Origin of the sequence: Pseudomonas sp. NPDC089569, from assembly GCF_050280625.1 — a bacterium.
GTDB lineage: Bacteria > Pseudomonadota > Gammaproteobacteria > Pseudomonadales > Pseudomonadaceae > Aquipseudomonas.
The window spans coordinates 1-16,792 of sequence record NZ_JBNNVQ010000004.1 but is presented as its reverse complement, the minus strand read 5'-3'; the positions used below and the strand labels follow the sequence as shown (position 1 = coordinate 16,792).

Annotated in this window: 16 protein-coding genes; 14 read left to right on the top strand and 2 right to left on the bottom strand. The window is 61.3% G+C overall.

The genetic code is table 11. The features are described 5' to 3' along the window. Positions 1-200: 200 nt before the first annotated feature. Entirely contained in the window at positions 201-1,745 is a 1,545-nt protein-coding gene (locus tag ACQKP2_RS03305) for a long-chain-fatty-acid--CoA ligase (RefSeq protein ID WP_427574330.1), read from the top strand. Positions 1,746-2,042: 297 nt separating this feature from the next. Here the strand turns inward: ACQKP2_RS03305 and ACQKP2_RS03300 are convergent, their stop codons facing one another. After that, positions 2,043-3,062, bottom strand: a complete 1,020-nt coding sequence (locus ACQKP2_RS03300) for an AraC family transcriptional regulator (protein WP_427574329.1) — start codon at positions 3,060-3,062, stop codon at positions 2,043-2,045. A 180-nt stretch (positions 3,063-3,242) separates the two neighbouring features. On the opposite strand from ACQKP2_RS03300, the gene ACQKP2_RS03295 reads away from it, so the two are divergent. The 7 genes from ACQKP2_RS03295 (at position 3,243) to ACQKP2_RS03265 (ending at position 10,654) form a co-directional block, all read left to right on the top strand. Continuing rightward, on the top strand, positions 3,243-3,752 hold the full coding sequence (locus tag ACQKP2_RS03295) for a 2,4'-dihydroxyacetophenone dioxygenase family protein (protein ID WP_427574327.1): 510 nt from the start codon (positions 3,243-3,245) through the stop codon (positions 3,750-3,752). 25 nt (positions 3,753-3,777) lie between these two features. Continuing rightward, positions 3,778-4,683: an SDR family oxidoreductase gene (locus tag ACQKP2_RS03290; protein ID WP_427574325.1), complete on the top strand. Its 906-nt coding sequence runs from the start codon at positions 3,778-3,780 to the stop codon at positions 4,681-4,683. Between the two features lie 44 nt (positions 4,684-4,727). Beyond that, complete coding sequence (locus tag ACQKP2_RS03285; protein ID WP_427574324.1) at positions 4,728-6,125, top strand: DUF1254 domain-containing protein; 1,398 nt, start codon at positions 4,728-4,730, stop codon at positions 6,123-6,125. Between the two features lie 38 nt (positions 6,126-6,163). Then, on the top strand, positions 6,164-7,570 hold the full coding sequence (locus ACQKP2_RS03280; RefSeq protein WP_427574322.1) for a DUF1254 domain-containing protein: 1,407 nt from the start codon (positions 6,164-6,166) through the stop codon (positions 7,568-7,570). 69 nt (positions 7,571-7,639) lie between these two features. Further along, on the top strand, positions 7,640-8,416 hold the full coding sequence (locus tag ACQKP2_RS03275) for a glucose 1-dehydrogenase (RefSeq protein WP_427574321.1): 777 nt from the start codon (positions 7,640-7,642) through the stop codon (positions 8,414-8,416). 216 nt (positions 8,417-8,632) lie between these two features. Further along, positions 8,633-9,058 carry a PaaI family thioesterase gene (locus ACQKP2_RS03270; RefSeq protein ID WP_427574320.1) on the top strand — a complete coding sequence of 142 codons (426 nt, stop codon included), beginning with the start codon at positions 8,633-8,635 and terminating at the stop codon, positions 9,056-9,058. A 39-nt stretch (positions 9,059-9,097) separates the two neighbouring features. After that, complete coding sequence (locus ACQKP2_RS03265) at positions 9,098-10,654, top strand: acyl-CoA synthetase (protein ID WP_427574318.1); 1,557 nt, start codon at positions 9,098-9,100, stop codon at positions 10,652-10,654. A gap of 58 nt (positions 10,655-10,712) precedes the next feature. On the opposite strand, the gene ACQKP2_RS03260 is transcribed toward ACQKP2_RS03265, so the two are convergent. Next, a complete protein-coding gene (locus ACQKP2_RS03260) occupies positions 10,713-11,606 on the bottom strand; it encodes a LysR family transcriptional regulator (RefSeq protein WP_427574317.1) in 894 nt (297 codons plus the stop codon). Between the two features lie 138 nt (positions 11,607-11,744). Between ACQKP2_RS03260 and ACQKP2_RS03255 the strand changes: the two genes are divergently transcribed. From ACQKP2_RS03255 to ACQKP2_RS03230, 6 genes are all read left to right on the top strand, one after another. Continuing rightward, the gene (locus tag ACQKP2_RS03255; protein ID WP_427574316.1) at positions 11,745-12,938 is read left to right on the top strand and encodes a M20 aminoacylase family protein; all 1,194 of its coding nucleotides are present in this window, start codon (positions 11,745-11,747) and stop codon (positions 12,936-12,938) included. Positions 12,939-13,069: 131 nt separating this feature from the next. Next, complete coding sequence (locus ACQKP2_RS03250; protein ID WP_427574314.1) at positions 13,070-13,843, top strand: ABC transporter substrate-binding protein; 774 nt, start codon at positions 13,070-13,072, stop codon at positions 13,841-13,843. A gap of 328 nt (positions 13,844-14,171) precedes the next feature. Then, entirely contained in the window at positions 14,172-14,900 is a 729-nt protein-coding gene (locus tag ACQKP2_RS03245; RefSeq protein ID WP_427574312.1) for an ABC transporter permease, read from the top strand. Continuing rightward, on the top strand, positions 14,897-15,607 hold the full coding sequence (locus tag ACQKP2_RS03240) for an ABC transporter permease (RefSeq protein ID WP_427574310.1): 711 nt from the start codon (positions 14,897-14,899) through the stop codon (positions 15,605-15,607). Before ACQKP2_RS03245 ends, ACQKP2_RS03240 begins: the two co-directional genes overlap by 4 nt. A 16-nt stretch (positions 15,608-15,623) precedes the next feature. Continuing rightward, complete coding sequence (locus ACQKP2_RS03235; RefSeq protein ID WP_427574308.1) at positions 15,624-16,388, top strand: ABC transporter ATP-binding protein; 765 nt, start codon at positions 15,624-15,626, stop codon at positions 16,386-16,388. A 270-nt stretch (positions 16,389-16,658) separates the two neighbouring features. Then, on the top strand, positions 16,659-16,792 hold a 134-nt coding region (locus tag ACQKP2_RS03230; protein WP_427574519.1), incomplete at its 3' end, for a hypothetical protein.

Genomic DNA, 16,792 nt, shown 5'->3' with positions numbered 1-16,792 from the left:
TGCATCCCCACCCGACTCGGGTGGCGGTGCGCCTTGGGACGCAGCCGACACTGGCCCGGCCGGTGGCGGTGCTCACACAACCCGCCAAAGCCCCGTCATGTCCGCGCGCCGGGAGCGACGCGTCCCCACGACGGGCCCGCCGCTCCCGACGCGCGGGCACCCTAAATCCGAATAAAAGCAACAAATCAGAGGATGACAGCATGTACCTGACCCAAGGCCTGCAAAGGGCATTGCAACAGACGCCCGAACGTATCGTCACTATCTGCGGCGAACGGCGTCGGACCTTTGGCGAGTTCGGCGAGCGTGTCGCGCGCCTGGCCGCAGCCCTGCAAGGCCTGGGCATGCAGGCCGGCGACCGGGTGAGCATGCTGGCCATGAACTCCGACCGTTATGTCGAATACATGTATGGCACATGGTGGGGCGGCGGGGTGCTCAACCCGGTGAACATCCGCTGGGCGGTCGCCGAAATCGTCTATTCGCTGGACGACTGCGACACCCGGTTGCTGCTGGTCGACGACCATTTCCTGCCGCTGGTCGAAGGTATCCGCTCCACGGCACGCCATGCTCCGGTGTTCATCTACGCCGGCGACGGCCAGGCTCCGCAGGGCATGCTCGACTATGAAACCCTGCTGGCCGAGGCCACGCCTGTTGCGGATGCCGGCCGTGGCGGCCAGGACCTGGCCTGCATCATGTACACCGGTGGCACCACCGGTTTCCCCAAGGGTGTCATGCAGACTCATCTCAACCTCTGGTCTGCCTGTGTGCAACGCATGGCAGAAATCAATCAGGGGCGTGATCAGCGCGATCTGCACGTGATGCCGTTGTTCCATATTGCCGGCCTGGCTCGGCTCGTTTGCAGCATCATGGTCGGCAGCACCCAGGTGATCCTGCCTGCGTTCGATCCGGCGCAGGTGCTGCGCACCCTGGAGCAGGAGCAAGTCACCGATACGGTCCTGGTGCCGACGATGATCCTCGGTCTGCTCGCCCATCCGGATTTTTCACGGCGCGATTTGAGCCGCTTCAAGCGCCTGACCTACGGCGCATCGCCCAGTGTGGGGGCCATGATCGAGCAAGTCGTGGCGAAGTTGCCGCACCTGCAACTGGCCCACTCCTACGGTTTGACCGAGGCTTGCCCGATCGTGTCGACCAATCCACCACAAAACCACAGCCCCGAGGCGCGCAAGAACGGTCTGGCCGGATCCGTCGGCCGAAGCGGGTTGGGCGTTTTGGTGAAGATCGTCGATGAGCAGGGTGATGAAGTACCGCGCGGTACAGTCGGGGAGGTCATCGTGCGTGGGCCCAACATCATGCAGGGCTATTGGAACAAGCCCGAAGAAACGGCCAGGGCGCTGCGCGATGGCTGGTTACACACCGGTGATGGCGGCTACATGGACGCGCAGGGCTACCTGTTCATCGTCGACCGTCTCAAGGACATGATCGTCAGTGGTGGCGAGAATGTGTATTCGGCAGAGGTGGAGAATGTGGTCGCCCGTCATCCCGCAGTGGCAATGTGCGCAGTGATAGGCATTCCCCACCCGCAATGGGGCGAGGCGGTGCATGCGGTGGTGGTGTGCAATCCTGGTGTTAAATCCAGCGAAGATGAGATTCGCGCCCATTGCCGGGAATACATTGCCAGCTACAAGTGTCCGAAAACCGTGGAGTTCCGCGATGCACTGCCATTGACCGGTGCCGGCAAGGTTCTCAAGCGCGACCTGCGCGAACCTTTCTGGGTGAATAACCGATAACACCATTCATTGAAGTCAGCTTTGCGTCGTGCGGCGGCCATAACAACGCCTTCGCTTGCAGGAGCCAGGCTTGCCGGCGAAGGCGCCCTGACGTCATGTGGCGCATTCAAAAACGCCTTCGCCGGCAAGCCTGGCTCCTACGGAATCGGGGGCCACAAAATATGGTGGTGTCGCAGCCCTGTAGGAGCGAGGCTCGCCCGCGAAGACGGCCTGACGTCAGGCGGCGCATTCAATAACGCCTTCGCCGGCAAGCCTGGCTCCTACGGAATCGGGGAGGGCGGTCACACATCGGGGGGGCTAGCGACGTCGGTCCTTGTGCGGCGTTACCCCTTTCCAGCGCCGGTAGGCGCGGATGAAGCACGACGGCTCGCCATAACCCAAGGCATCGGACACATGCTCCAGCGTCAGGCCATCGGCGAGCAGTTGCAGGGCCAGGGCTTCGCGGACCTGGTCCTGCAGTTCCCGAAAGCTGGTGCCTTCATCGGCCAGACGGCGGCGCAGTGTGCGTGAGGTGATGTGCAGTTCGCTCGCGACGGTCTCCATGTCCGGCACCTGTCCGGGGCGGGCGACCAGCCTTTGTCGCAGTTGCCCGCTGAGCCCGCCGCCACTCAGACGCTTGAGCAGCTCCAGGCATTGAGCCTCGCACTGGCGGGCCACCTCGGTATCGGCGCCGGGCAGCGGCTGGTCGAGGATCGCGCCGCCATTGGCGACGATGACGTTGGCCTGCGCATCGAAAGTCGGCTCGACACCGAACACCTCCACATAGGGCGTGACATCCGTCGGCCGGGACCGGCGCAGGGCGATGCTGACAATCGGCAACGAAGCGCCGACGAGGTCGCGCATGAAGCTGCGTGACATGCCCAGATCCCTGTCCACCACGAACGCCTGCACATCCTGCGGCAAATGACGCTCATCGATGGTCGCGACCAGCAGATGGCCGACCTCCTGCAGATGAAATTCGGTAAAGGGATTCCACAGCTTTTCGTAACGCACCGACATCGCCAGGGCAGCGCGCAGGGTAGGGCAACTGAGCAAGGCGAAACCCCAGACGCCGCGTGTGACCAGACGATAACGCAGGCCTGCCTGCAATCCGATTCCGGGAATGTTGCCCAAGGCGTTCACCAGATTGCGCATCAATTGCACTTCCTGTTCGGCCCTGACCTGCAGATCGGGATCGGCCAACTGCCTGGGGGACAGTCCGGTATCGCCCAGGCAGGATTCGGCGCTGACGCCATGGTCGAGGGCGAATTGCAAAAGCAGTTGTATAGCGGCGGCGCCGGGTAATGCGCGGTCGGGATCGTAGGGAAGCTGTGGCATCGGCGAACGGCTTTGGTCAGGCGGACGGGTTGTCCGAAAATGTCGATTTTGTGTCCCATCCTGCCATACCGGACGGTCAGCGGGCTAGCTAGTATTTGCTCCAATAACAAGAAGCGACAGGCCGAAACTCCGGTCCCTCCGGACACCGCACGCCTGCCGCAAACCAGGAGCAGACCCGCCATGGCATTGCCGAGCATCATCACTGACCAGGACGCTTTGCTGTCCATCAATTCCAACGAACAACCCTGGATCAGGGACTTCCCGGTTCCCGGCTCGCACATCTGCCCGTTGTTCCTCGACCCGCAGAACGGCATTTGGGTACTTCGCGTCAAGGTCGGCCCCGGTATCACACTGCCCAATCATTTCCATACCGGCACCGTGCATTTGTACACCGTGAGTGGTCGTTGGGGTTATGTGCAGTACCCCGACCAGCCGCAGACCGAAGGCTGCTACCTGTACGAGCCGGGTGGCTCGATCCATCAGTTCACCACGCCAATCGACGGTCCGGCCGAAACGGACACCTTGATGGTGATCCAGGGTGCCAACGTCAACTTCGACGCCGACGGCAATTTCACCCACGTGGTCGACGCCGGTTTCATCGAGGCAATGCTGAACAAGGTCGCCCGCGAGCGCGGCATGTCGCCCCTCAAGTACATCCGCAGCCTCGGTGCCGCCTACTCGGTAGCCTGAAATACACAGACCAGGAGACAGACAAATGGAAGATTTGCGCAACAAGGTCGCCGTCATCACCGGTGGCGCCTCCGGGTTTGGCAGGGCATTCGCCCTGCGCGGCGCGGCACTGGGCATGAAACTGGTGCTGGCCGATATCAACCAGGACGCACTGGACGCAGTGGTCGCCGAATTGAAGGCGGCCGGTGCGGATGTCATCGGCAGGCGTACGGATGTCTCGCAGTCGGCCGATGTGCAGGCGCTCGCCGATGCGGCAATCGCCGCCTATGGCGAGGTCAATCTGCTGTTCAACAATGCGGGCGTGGCGCCCGGCGGACTGGTGTGGGAGCGGTCCGAGCAGGATTGGAACTGGGCGCTCGGCGTGAACCTGCATGGCGTGCTCCACGGTGTGCGGATCTTCACGCCGCTGATGCTCGCCGCCGCGGCCAAAGCCCCGTCTTACCGTGGGCATATCGTCAACACCGCATCCGTTGCGGGCCTGACGACCGCACCGACGCTGGGGCCCTATTGTGTGGCCAAGCATGCCGTGGTGGCCCTGAGCGAGTCGCTTCACCATGACCTGGGCCTGGTCAGCGAACAGGTGCACTGCTCGGTGCTGTGCCCCGGTTTCGTGGCCACTGGCATCAGCCGCTCGGACCGCAACCTGCCGACAGACGATGATGCCCAAGTGGCGCCGAGCCGGGCGCAGCTCGCGGCCAAGGCCATGCTGGACCAGGGGATCGCCGGCAGCGCAATCAGTGCCGACGATGTGGCCCGGATCACCTTCGACGGCATCCGCGACCGTCGTTTCTACCTGCTGCCGCATCCCGCTTCGATGGAAGCCGTAGGTCAACGCTTCGACGACATCCTGAACCTGCGCAACCCCACTGGCCCGTTCGCGCAACGCCCTCAGATCCGCGAGACGCTGATGGCCACCCTGCGCGGCGCGTGAAACCGGCATGACCGTCCAATAACAACAATCAGGACCGACCGATGATGCTCTACCCAAGAAACCTGCTGGCGATTGCGCTGGCAACCCTGCCGTTTGCCAGCGCCTTTGCCCAGACGATTTCCGAGCAGCAAGCCTATGAAATCGCCAAGGAAGCCTACGTGTATGCGTATCCACTGGTGATCATGGGCGCAACCGTAGCCCAGACGACAAACTATGCCGCCCCCACCGGCATCGCAGCGCAAGGCCCCGTCAATCAGTTCACCCATGGCAAGGCGTTTGTCTCGGCCGATTTCAAGAAAGTCGTGCGCCCGAACGTGGACACACTTTATTCGACCGCTGTGCTCGACCTGGGCCCGGAGCCCATCGTGCTCTCCGTACCTGCAACGGATCGCTACTTCATGTTGCCTTTGTTGAGCCTGTGGACCGATATCTTCGCGGTGCCCGGCACACGCACCACGGGAGCCAATACAGCACGTGACTTCCTGGTTGTCGGCCCGGACTGGAAAGGCAATGTTCCGGACGGACTGGAACTGATCCGCAGTCCCACGCGCATTGCCACCATCGCCGGCCGAACGCAAACCAATGGCAAGGACGACTATGACAACGTCCACAGAATTCAGGCGCAGTACAAGGTGACGCCGCTGTCGGCCTGGGGCAAGGTGGACTACGTCGCGCCCCTGCAGGTTGTCGATCCGGCCATCGATATGAAGACCCCGCCACCGGTGCAGGTCAGCCAGATGGATGCCGCCACCTTTTACGGTCACTTTTCCGACTTGCTCAAAGACAACCCGCCGAGCGAAGCCGATTACCCGATGGTTCACCGCCTGGAACGCCTGGGCTTCAAGGTCGGCCAGCATTTCGACGCAAACACTGTGCCGGCCCCGATCAGGCAGTCTCTGGAACGGGCAATGGTGGATGGTCGGACGGAAGTCGACAAGCTCGGCCGGGACGCAATCGGCGGCAAGGGCAAGGGCTGGGTTTATACAGGGCAAACCGGCAACTACGGCGTCGACTACCGGTACCGCGCGGCCATGACCCGTTGCTGCCTGGGCATCAATTTGCCGCAGGATGCCGCCTATCCATCGCTGTCGGTCGACGACAAGGCCCAGCCACTTGATGGCAGACACCGCTATGCATTGCACTTCAAAAAGGCAGAACTGCCGCCGGTGGAAGCCTTCTGGTCGCTGACGGCGTATGACCAGGAAGGCTACTTCATCCCCAACCCGCTCAGCCGCCAGGCCCTGGGCGACCGCGACAAGCTGCACTTCAACGCCGATGGCTCACTCGATCTCTACATCCAGTCCGATTCGCCCGGCAAGGACAAAGAGGCGAACTGGCTGCCGGTGGCTAGCGCGCCCTTCAATCTGATGCTGCGGTTGTATTCCCCGAAGGAGGAGGTCACCGCCGGCCAATGGACTGCGCCGCCCGTGAAACGACTGTGATCGACAGCGCCCAACACCTCAGATATGCGGAGCAGAACATGATTCGAAATACCCTGGCAGGCATCGGCCTACTGGCAGGGCTGGCCCTCGTACCTGCCATCGCAAACGCGATGTCCCAGCAGGAAACCTATGAAATCGCGCGCGAAGCCTACGTTTACGCCTATCCCATCGTGACGATGGAGACAACCAGGCGCCAGGCGACCAACGTCGCGGATGCCACCAGCATTTCCATGCGGGCGCCGCTCAACGAGTTTGCCCATGTGCGCACCTATACTAAGGGTGAGACCCGTGATGTGGTGCGCTTGAACTTCGACACGCTGTATTCGTCCGCCTGGGTCGATCTCGGCAAGGAGCCTGTGGTGCTGTCGGTCCCGGACATGGCCAACCGTTACTACCTGCTGCCCATGCTGGACATGTGGACAGACGTTTTTGCCATGGTCGGTTCACGTACGACCGGCTCGAACGCCGGTCATTACGCCATCGTGGCGCCCGGCTGGAAGGGCACGCTGCCGGCCGGAGTCGAGAAGATCGTCGCACCGACGTCGGTGATCTGGATCCTGGGCCGCACGCAGACCAACGGGCCGGCCGACTATGAAAACGTACGCAGGATCCAGGACGGCTACACCCTCACGCCATTGAGCCGCTGGGGCAAACCCCAGGCGCCGCGTGTTGCCGGGGCGGTCGACGGATCAATCGACAACAAGACCGCGCCGGCCCAACTGGTCAACGCCCTGGATGGGGTCACCATGCTCGGCAAGCTGGCTCAGTTGATGGCCAAGTACCCACCCCACGCCAATGATTATCCGATTCTTGCCCGCATGCATCGCATCGGTCTGGAGCCAGGCAAACCGTTCGACCCGGCAAAACTTGACGCGCAGACGGTGAAAACCATCAACACGGCAGGCCAGGACGCACTTGAGGGGTTGCGCCAGGCGAGCAAACGGCGCTTTGGGCTCGAGCAGAAGAATGGCTGGGCATCGGCACTGAGAACCGTCGGCACCTATGGCACGGCTTACGATATGCGTGCCCGGGCCTCCCTGATCGGATTGGGGGCCAATCTGCCCGAGGATGCGATTTATCCCGCCACCTTCACCGACGCTGACGGCAAACCCTACAACGGCGGCAACCGATACGTGATGCACTTCGACAAAGACAGCCTGCCACCGGCCAAAGCGTTCTGGTCGATCACGTTGTATGACGCCGATGGCTACCAGGTACCCAATGCCCTGGACCGTTTTGCCCTCGGCGATCGCGACAAGCTCGCCTTCAATCCGGACGGTTCGCTGGATCTTTACGTCCAGAACGAATCGCCCGGCGCCGACAAGCAAGCCAACTGGCTGCCGGCCCCCAAGGCGGCGTTCAACCTGGTGATGCGCCTTTATTCGCCTGGCAGCGAGATGCGCGACGGCACCTGGGCGCCACCGCCGGTCAGGCACATTCAGTGAGGCGGGTGCGAGGGCCCCTCGCGGGCGCCCTCGTCACACAAATATTCTCGTAGCAAGGAAATAAGCAGCATGCGCCTGGACAATAAAGTGGCCCTCGTGACCGGTGGCGGATCGGGCATGGGCCTGGCCTTTACACAACGTTTTGCCGAAGAGGGCGCCATTGTCTTCTTCACCGACATTAACGAACGGGCTGGCCGGGAAGTGGAACAGCGCCTGACAACAGCCGGTCTTGCGGTTGTATTCCTGGCGCAGAACGTCGCACTGGAATCGGACTGGATGCGGGTGCTGGAGCACATCCGAGAGGTGTCCGGTCGTCTCGACGTACTGGTGAACAATGCCGGCATCGGAACCCTGAACAACATCGAGACCTGTACCGTCGAGGACTTCGACCGGATTCTGGACGTCAACCTCAAAAGTGTGTTCCTGGGCTGTAAACACGGCATTGAGCTGATGAAGGAGCAGGGCGGGTCGATCATCAATGTCGCGTCGATTGCGGCGATCTGCGGTGAACCCAATGCGCTCGCCTACAGCGCCTCGAAGGGGGCCGTGCGTTTATTGACCAAATCGGTGGCGCTGCACTGCGCGCAAAGGGGCTACGCCATTCGCGTCAACAGCCTGCACCCCGGTTATATCGAAACTCCACTGCTGGCGGGCAGTAGCGGTTCGACCAGGCTATCGGCAGACGAGGTAGTGGCAACCCGTACGCGAATCGCCGGCGAAATCCCGTTAAAGCGACGCGGTACTCCCGACGAAGTCGCCGGTGCGGTCGTCTATCTGGCGAGCGACGAGTCGACTTATGTCACCGGCACCGAGCTGGTCGTCGACGGCGGCTATTCGTGCCATTGAATGCTTGCAGGTGCAGAGACTTACTGTAACCAGCACTGAACCGACAGGCGCCCTGCAGCACGCGCAATCTGATTGATGGCTGCCACCTGAGTCGGGTGGTACGCCATCGTCACCCCCTTGATTTACTGACGCCAAGCGGCCGCATGTGCAGCCGTATCAAGCGGCGTCTGCGTGTGATCGGCACACCAACTGCCGCCCTGAACGACGAGGAACACCATGAGTGATATTTCCCCTGTGGAAGGGTTCGAGGCTTATCCCACCCGTCCCGGTTTCATACGCCATAACGGCGGTTTCTTCCTGCACTGCGAGCGTCCCGTGATTGGCGCGCGCATCACCGAGGAACACCTCAATCCGTTGCGCATTGCCCACGGAGGCTTCCTGGCGACCCTGGCCGATACCTCGTTCGGTGCGGTATTGCGGCGCCAGTACGACCTGCCGGTAGCACCGGTGACAGTGAACCTGAACATCGACTACCTGGGGGCCGTGCGTGAAGGAGACTGGGTCGAGGTATACGTCACGGTTCACAAGTTCGGTCGCACGGTCATCAACGCCAGTTGCGAGCTGAAAGTCGGTGACCGGCTGGCCTTGCGCGCCCACGGCAACTTCATGGTCTGGACCGGCGAGATTCCCGCAGTCAAGTGACGACAAGCGTGGCCCCATAACAAAAAAGAGATCGATTCAATGTATCTGACCCAATCGCTGCAACGTTCCCTGCAACAGTCGCCGGACCACACTGCCACCGTGTTCGGCGAGCGACGGCGTACTTTCCGCCAGTTCGCCGACCGGGTCGCCCGGCTGGCCGGTGCCCTGCAGCGATTGGGCATGGCCGGCGGCGACCGCGTCGGCATGCTGGCACTCAACTCCGACCGCTATCTGGAATACGTGATGGGCGTGTGGTGGGGCGGCGGTGTGCTCAACCCGGTGAACGTGCGCTGGAGCGTGGCCGAAATCGTCTATTCGCTGGATGATTGCGACACCGGCATCCTGATCGTCGATGATCAGTTCCTGCCCATGATCGACGCCATTCGCAGCAAGGCCGCGCGCGCGCCAGTCTTCATCCATGCAGGTGAACAGACGACGCCCCCGGGTGTGCTGTCGTTCGAGCAGTTGATCGCCGAAGGCCCGGCCATTGCCGATGCCGGCCGTGGTGGCGAGGACCTGGCCTGCATCATGTACACCGGCGGCACCACCGGTTTCCCCAAGGGTGTCATGCAATCGCATCGCAATCTGTGGTCGGCCGGCATGCAACGCATGACGGAAATGCCACCGCTGCGCGGCGGTAGCAACCTGCACATTGCGCCGTTTTTCCACATCGCCGGCCTTGCACGCGCCGTTGTCCAGTTTCTGGGCGGGGAGACCCACGCCATCGTTGCCGCTTTCGAGCCGGAGCTGGTGTTGCGCACCATCGAGCGCGAGCGCATCAACGAGACGCTGATGGTGCCGACCATGATCCAGATGCTGTTGGCCCACCCGGACTTCGCCCGTTACGACCTCAGCAGCCTGACCCGAATGGCATACGGGGCCTCGCCGAGTGCCGGCGCGATGATCGAGGAGGTGCGTGCCAAGCTGCCATGGGTGGAACTCTCCCACTCCTATGGCCTGACCGAAGCGTGCCCGATTGTCTCCACCAACCCGCCGGAGAACCACAGCGCCGAGGCCATCGCCAGCGGCCTGTCCAAATCGGTGGGGCGCAGCTGCGTCGGCGTCAGCGTGAAGATCGTTGATGAGCAGGGCGAGGAACTGCCCCGTGGCCACGTGGGTGAAATTACCGTGCAGGGTGCGAACATCATGCAAGGCTACTGGAACAAACCCGAAGAAACCGCCAAGGCGTTGCGCAACGGCTGGCTGCACACCGGCGACGGCGGTTATGTGGATGAACAGGGCTATTTGTTCATCGTCGACCGTATCAAGGACATGATCGTCAGCGGCGGCGAGAACGTGTATTCGGCGGAGGTCGAAAACGTCATCCTGCGCCACCCGTCGGTGGCCATGTGCGCGGTCATCGGCATTCCTCATGCGCAATGGGGCGAGGCGGTACACGCTGTCGTGGTGCGCAAGCCCGGCTGCGAGTTGAGCGAGGACGACATTCGCCTTCACTGTCGCGAGTACATCGCCGGCTACAAATGCCCCAAGACCGTGGAATTTCGCGAGACGATGCCATTGAGCGGTGCCGGCAAGATTCTCAAGCGCGAACTGAGAGATCCACACTGGGTGGCGGAACAAGGCAAAACCCGCTGAAAACCACCCAGGGCCGTGACGCGACACTGTGAGCGACACGGCCGTACAAGTCATGCACCTACGCTTGCCTGGCGACCGCCTGCAAACACTCGACAAATCTCTGGGCAAGCGGCGTGAGCAGCGTGCCCTTGCGCATGATGATGCTCATTTCAAGAGCAGGTTGAGTCTGTTCCAGCTGGATCTGCTGCAACCCGAAACAGTCGATGCTGTCGGCCAGTACCCGTGAAAACATGACCAGGGAATCCGTACCGATCACCAGGCCCAGCGCAATGGCGAAGGATGAGCACTGGATCATCCGGCGTGGCAGCGGCAGCCCGGCATTCTCGAACATGGCCTCCGTCACGCTGTGCTGGAAGCCGCCCGAAGGCACGGTGCTCAACCATTGCGCGTCGGTCAACTCAGCGAGTTGGCGCGCGCTGGCCAGCGGATGTCCTGCCCGCGCCATCACGACAAACTCAGTCGAGAACAAGGGCATGCTGATCAGGTCGTCCCCCAGCATGTCAGGCAGTACGTGGGAAACGACAAAATCAAGCGACCCATCGCGCAGATGCTGTGCCGCCTGTGGGAACTTGACTTCCATGAGCGTCAATTCGGCATCCGGAGCGTCTTTCTGGAATTGCACCAGCGCCTTGGGCAACAGGCTCAAGGCAATGGTCGAGGTCGCGCTCACGGTGACCTTGCCGCGCAGGTTGTTTTTCAACTGATCGAGTTCTTCCCGCGCGCGTCGCACATCTTCAAGGATCTGGTGGGCACGGGTTTGCAGTGCGATGCCATATTCGGTCAGTTCGATTCCCTGCACATTGCGCGTCATCAGGACAACGCCCAGATCACTTTCAAGCTCCTGGACACTGCGAGTGACGGCCGGTTGTGTCAGGTTCAGGCAGCGAGCGGCGGCACGCAGGCTCTTTTCTTCGGCGACGGTAACGAACACCTGTAACTGGGCTATTTTCATGGCTTTTTTTGAGGCGCCTGATGATAAATAATTTTGATCGCTATCAAAAAAATTACATCTTTTCAGAGCGCTCGGCAAACTCTACTGTGGCCTCGCACCCCCGCCCGGCGGGGACATCACAAAGAGAAGCCAAGCGATATGGACACTACTCAACGTTACTGTGAGGTCGCCGACCTCGCCGACTCGACCGAAGATCTGCGCGCGATACGCCACCACCTGCATCAGCATCCCGAGCTTGCCTATGAAGAACGGGAGACGGCCGCGCTGGTGGCAAGCAAACTGGAGCAGTGGGGTTACACAGTGACCACCGCCGTCGGGCAAACCGGTGTCGTCGGTTCGCTGACGGTTGGCGACGGTCCACGCAGCATCGGTATCCGCGCCGACATGGATGCCTTGCCCATTCTTGAACAAACCGGTTTGCCGTATGCCAGTCGGCATCCCGGCAAGATGCATGCGTGCGGCCATGACGGCCATACGACCATGCTGCTGGGAGCCGCCCGCTACCTGGCGCAGACGCGGAACTTCTCCGGCACCGTGCATCTTTACTTCCAACCGGCCGAGGAGCACGGGATCAAGAGCGGTGCGCTGAGCATGATCAACGACGGCTTGTTCGAGCGTTTTCCCTGTGACGCAGTGTTCGGACTGCATAACCATCCGGGGGCGCCGGCCGGCACCCTGTTGTTTCGCCGCGGACCGCTGCAGGCGGCAGGCGACAATGTCTATATCACCATCAAGGGCAACGGTGGCCATGCGGCACGGCCGCATCTGACGGTCGATCCGGTGGTGGTGGCCTCCAGCATCGTGATGGCCTTGCAAACCGTCGTGGCGCGCAATGTCGAGCCAACGCAGCCAGCGGTGGTGACGGTCGGCGTGCTGCAGGCCGGTACCGCCAACAATGTCATCCCCGGTAGCGCCAGGCTTGAATTGAGCGTGCGTTCGTTCAGTCCAGAGGTGCGTGCCTTGCTCAAGTCGCGTATCACCGATCTGGTGCAGCAGCAGGCCGCCAGCTACGGCGCCGAGGTCGAAATCGACTACCTCATGGGCTACCCGGTGGTGATCAACAGCGACCGCGAAACCGAATTCGCCATTGCGGTGGCACAAGAGCTGGTCGGGGCCGACAAGGTGGTGCCGCATACAGAGCTTTTGATGGGCAGCGAGGACTTCGCCTACATGCTGCAAGCCCGCCCTGGCTGCTTTCTGCGCCTTGGCAACGGTGTCGGCGAAGACGGCTGCATGGTCCACAACCCCGGCTATGACTTCAACGACAGCAACCTGCCGATCGGCGCGGCTTACTGGGCGCGTCTGGTCGAGCGATTCCTGGCGCAGCCCTGATCTCGAGTCGTCGTACAAACCACATCGAGCCTTCGGTGTGCCCCATTGCCAGCCTCTCACAACGCGTACAACACCCAGGCTGGTCTCACCTCAAAGCACGGCTTTGAATGAACGTGTCTACGGAGATTCCAATGAACAAGCTGCTCATTTCGCTCGTCCTGTTTCTGGCTGCCGGCGGCGTCCATGCCAAGGATTGGACCGTCATCCGCTTCGGGGTCGACCCCAGTTACGCGCCGTTCGAGTCGAAGGCGCCCGACGGTACGCTGACAGGGTTCGACATCGATATCGGCAACGCCATCTGCGCCCAGCTCAAGGCTCGATGCGTCTGGGTGGAAAGCCCTTGGGACAGTGTCATTCCGGGGCTGAAGGCGAAGAAATTCGACGGCATTCTGTCGTCGATGAGCGTGACCGAAAAGCGCCTTCAGCAAATCGACTTCTCGGACAAGATCTACCACACCCCCTCCAATCTGGTGGCCCGGAAGGGCGCAGACATCCAGCCCAACATCGAGTCGCTCAAGGGCCGGCATATCGGCGTGGAGATGGGTTCGACCCAGGAAGCGTTCGCCAAGGCCAACTGGGCGCCCGGCGGTGTCATCGTGATGTCGTACCAGAATCAGGACCTGGTGTATCAGGACCTGCTGTCAGGGCGACTGGATGCGGCCCTGCAGGATTCGGTGCAAGCGGACATGGGCTTTTTGAAGACCGAGCAAGGCCGTGATTTCGCATTTGCCGGCGCGCCGGTACAGGATACGAAAACCCTGGGTGTCGGGGCCTCCATCGGCTTGCGCAAGGAAGACACCGATTTGAAACAGGCCATCAACGCAGCCCTGGCGGAAATTCACCGCAACGGCACATACGAAAAGATCCAGGCCAAGTACTTCGACTTCGATATCAACAACGGATAGCCCCTCCAGACACAGGGATCGGTTTACGAAGCCAGGGGAGGGCGTTTCGCACCCTCCTGGCGGCGGAAGAACGACAAAGCGACCAAATGCCTAATCCGGTATATACAGGTAAGCATCGGTGCATTAAAGTCGACCGGGCACCTCGACCTGTGCGCCACTCGGGTCGAGGTGTTTGCATTGTTATCGCGTGATCCCGGCTCCACGAACCGTACCCGTGCGCCACAAGCGCTCATGTTGGTCTTCAGGAAAAAAACAATGAAAAAATATTTCCGACCCTTCCTGCAGCGGCGCCCTGCGTGCCCGCCGCCCGCGCCAAAGGGGGTGTTCAATGCTAGATAACCTGCTGCAGATTCTGGGACTGTCAGGCTTCAGCCTGAAGGGCTTCGGTCCGCTGTTGCTGCAAGGCTCCTGGATGACGGTCAAGTTGTCCTTCCTGTGCCTGCTGGTGAGTGTGGGCCTGGGCCTGATCGGTGCCAGTGCCAAACTGTCGGGATCGGCGCTGTTGCGTATGCCTGCACAGGCCTACACCACGCTGATCCGTGGCGTACCGGACCTGGTGCTGATGCTGTTGATCTTCTACAGCCTGCAAACCTGGCTGACCAACCTGACCGAAGCCATGGACTGGGGCTATATCGAAATCGACCCGTTCAGTGCCGGGGTCATCACATTGGGCTTCATCTACGGGGCGTATTTCACTGAAACCTTCCGCGGCGCCATCCTCGCCGTGCCACGCGGGCAGATGGAAGCGGCCACCGCCTACGGCCTGACTCGGGCCCAGCGCTTCCGCCTGGTGGTGTTCCCGCAAATGATGCGCTTCGCCCTGCCGGGCATCGGCAATAACTGGATGGTCATCCTCAAGGCCACCGCGCTGGTGTCGATCATTGGCCTGGCCGATCTGGTCAAGGTGGCTCAGGACGCCGGCAAAAGTTCCTATCAACTGTTCTTCTTCCTGGTGCTGGCCGCCTTGATCTACCTGGTGGTCACCACCGTCTCGAACTACGTGTTGCGTCGCCTGGAAATCTTCTACTCGGCAGGCACCCGGGAGGCCGTACGATGATTGAGCTACTGCAGGAATACTGGAAACCCTTTCTCTTTCAAGACGGCAACCAGATCACCGGCCTGGCCATGACCCTCTGGTTGCTCAGCGCCTCGATCTTCTTCGGCTTCGTGATGTCGGTGCCGTTGTCGATCGCCCGGGTGTCTAGCACTGTCTGGGTGCGCTGGCCGGTGCAGTTCTATACCTACCTGTTTCGCGGCACGCCGCTGTATATACAGCTTTTGATCTGCTACACGGGTATCTACAGCATCGCTGCGGTACGCGCGCAACCGATGCTCGACGCCTTCTTCCGCGACGCCATGAACTGCACCATCCTGGCCTTCGCCCTGAACACCTGCGCCTACACCACGGAGATATTCGCCGGGGCGATCCGCAGCATGAATCATGGCGAAGTCGAGGCGGCCAAGGCCTACGGCCTGCGTGGCTGGAGACTCTATACCTACGTCATCATGCCGTCGGCCTTGCGCCGCTCGTTGCCGTACTACAGCAACGAGGTGATCCTGATGCTGCACTCGACCACCGTGGCCTTTACCGCAACCATCCCGGACATCCTCAAGGTCGCCAGGGACGCCAACTCGGCCACCTTCCTGACCTTCCAGTCCTTCGGTATCGCTGCCGCGATCTACCTGGCAGTCACTTTCTCTCTGGTCAGCCTGTTCCGCCTGGCTGAACGCCGCTGGTTGTCTTTCCTTGGCCCGGCTCATTAATTCAGGAGGCTTGCACATGTACAAACTGACCGTTGAAAACCTGCACAAAAGCTACGGCAACCATGAAGTCCTCAAGGGCGTTTCGCTGAACGCCAGGACGGGCGATGTGATCAGCCTGATCGGTGCCAGTGGATCGGGCAAAAGCACCTTTTTGCGCTGCATTAACTTCCTGGAAACACCCAACGATGGCGCCATGACCCTGGACAATCAGCCGATTCGCATGGTCCATGACCGGCACGGCATGCGCGTGGCCGACGCCGATGAACTGCAGCGCCTGCGTACCCGCCTGGCCATGGTGTTCCAGCACTTCAACCTGTGGAGCCACATGACGGTGCTGGAGAACATCACCATGGCCCCGCGCCGCGTGCTGGGGGTCAGCAAGAAAGACGCCGAGGAGCGGGCGCGGCGCTATCTGGACAAGGTCGGCCTGCCGGCGCGGGTCGCCGAGCAATATCCGGCGTTTCTTTCGGGCGGCCAGCAACAGCGGGTCGCCATCGCCAGGGCGTTGAGCATGGAGCCGGAAATCATGCTGTTCGATGAACCGACCTCGGCCCTGGACCCGGAACTGGTGGGGGAGGTGCTCAAGGTGATTCAGGGGCTGGCCGATGAAGGCCGGACCATGATCATGGTGACCCACGAGATGAGTTTTGCCCGCAAGGTGTCCAATCAGGTGCTGTTCCTGCACCAGGGGCGTGTGGAAGAGCAGGGCGCGCCCGAGGATGTGTTGGGCAACCCCAAGAGCGAGCGCTTGCAGCAGTTCCTCAGCGGCAACCTGAAGTAAGACCCGCAGCCTCCCCCTGTAGGAGCGAGCATGCTCGCGATGAAAGTCCGGACAACGCTGGCATTCAGACAGCCAGCGTTATCGTTGGCCACCATCGCGAGCATGCTCGCTCCTACAAATGCATTTCTAAATCCAGTCATTTCCCCGGCAGCGGACTAAAAACACGCTTGATGCAAAATTCACTTGATTAAGCTTGTATATACATGATTGTATTTATACATCCGCTGTATCAACAACCCGACGTAACAGGCCATAACAAGAGGACTTCCAGTGAGCAAGCCAACCCCCGCTTCATCGACAAAGCGCCGCGACGTTGAAATCCGCGCTGCCCGCGGTAACAAGCTGACCGCCAAGAGCTGGCTGACCGAAGCGCCGCTGCGCATGCTGATGAACAACCTCGACCC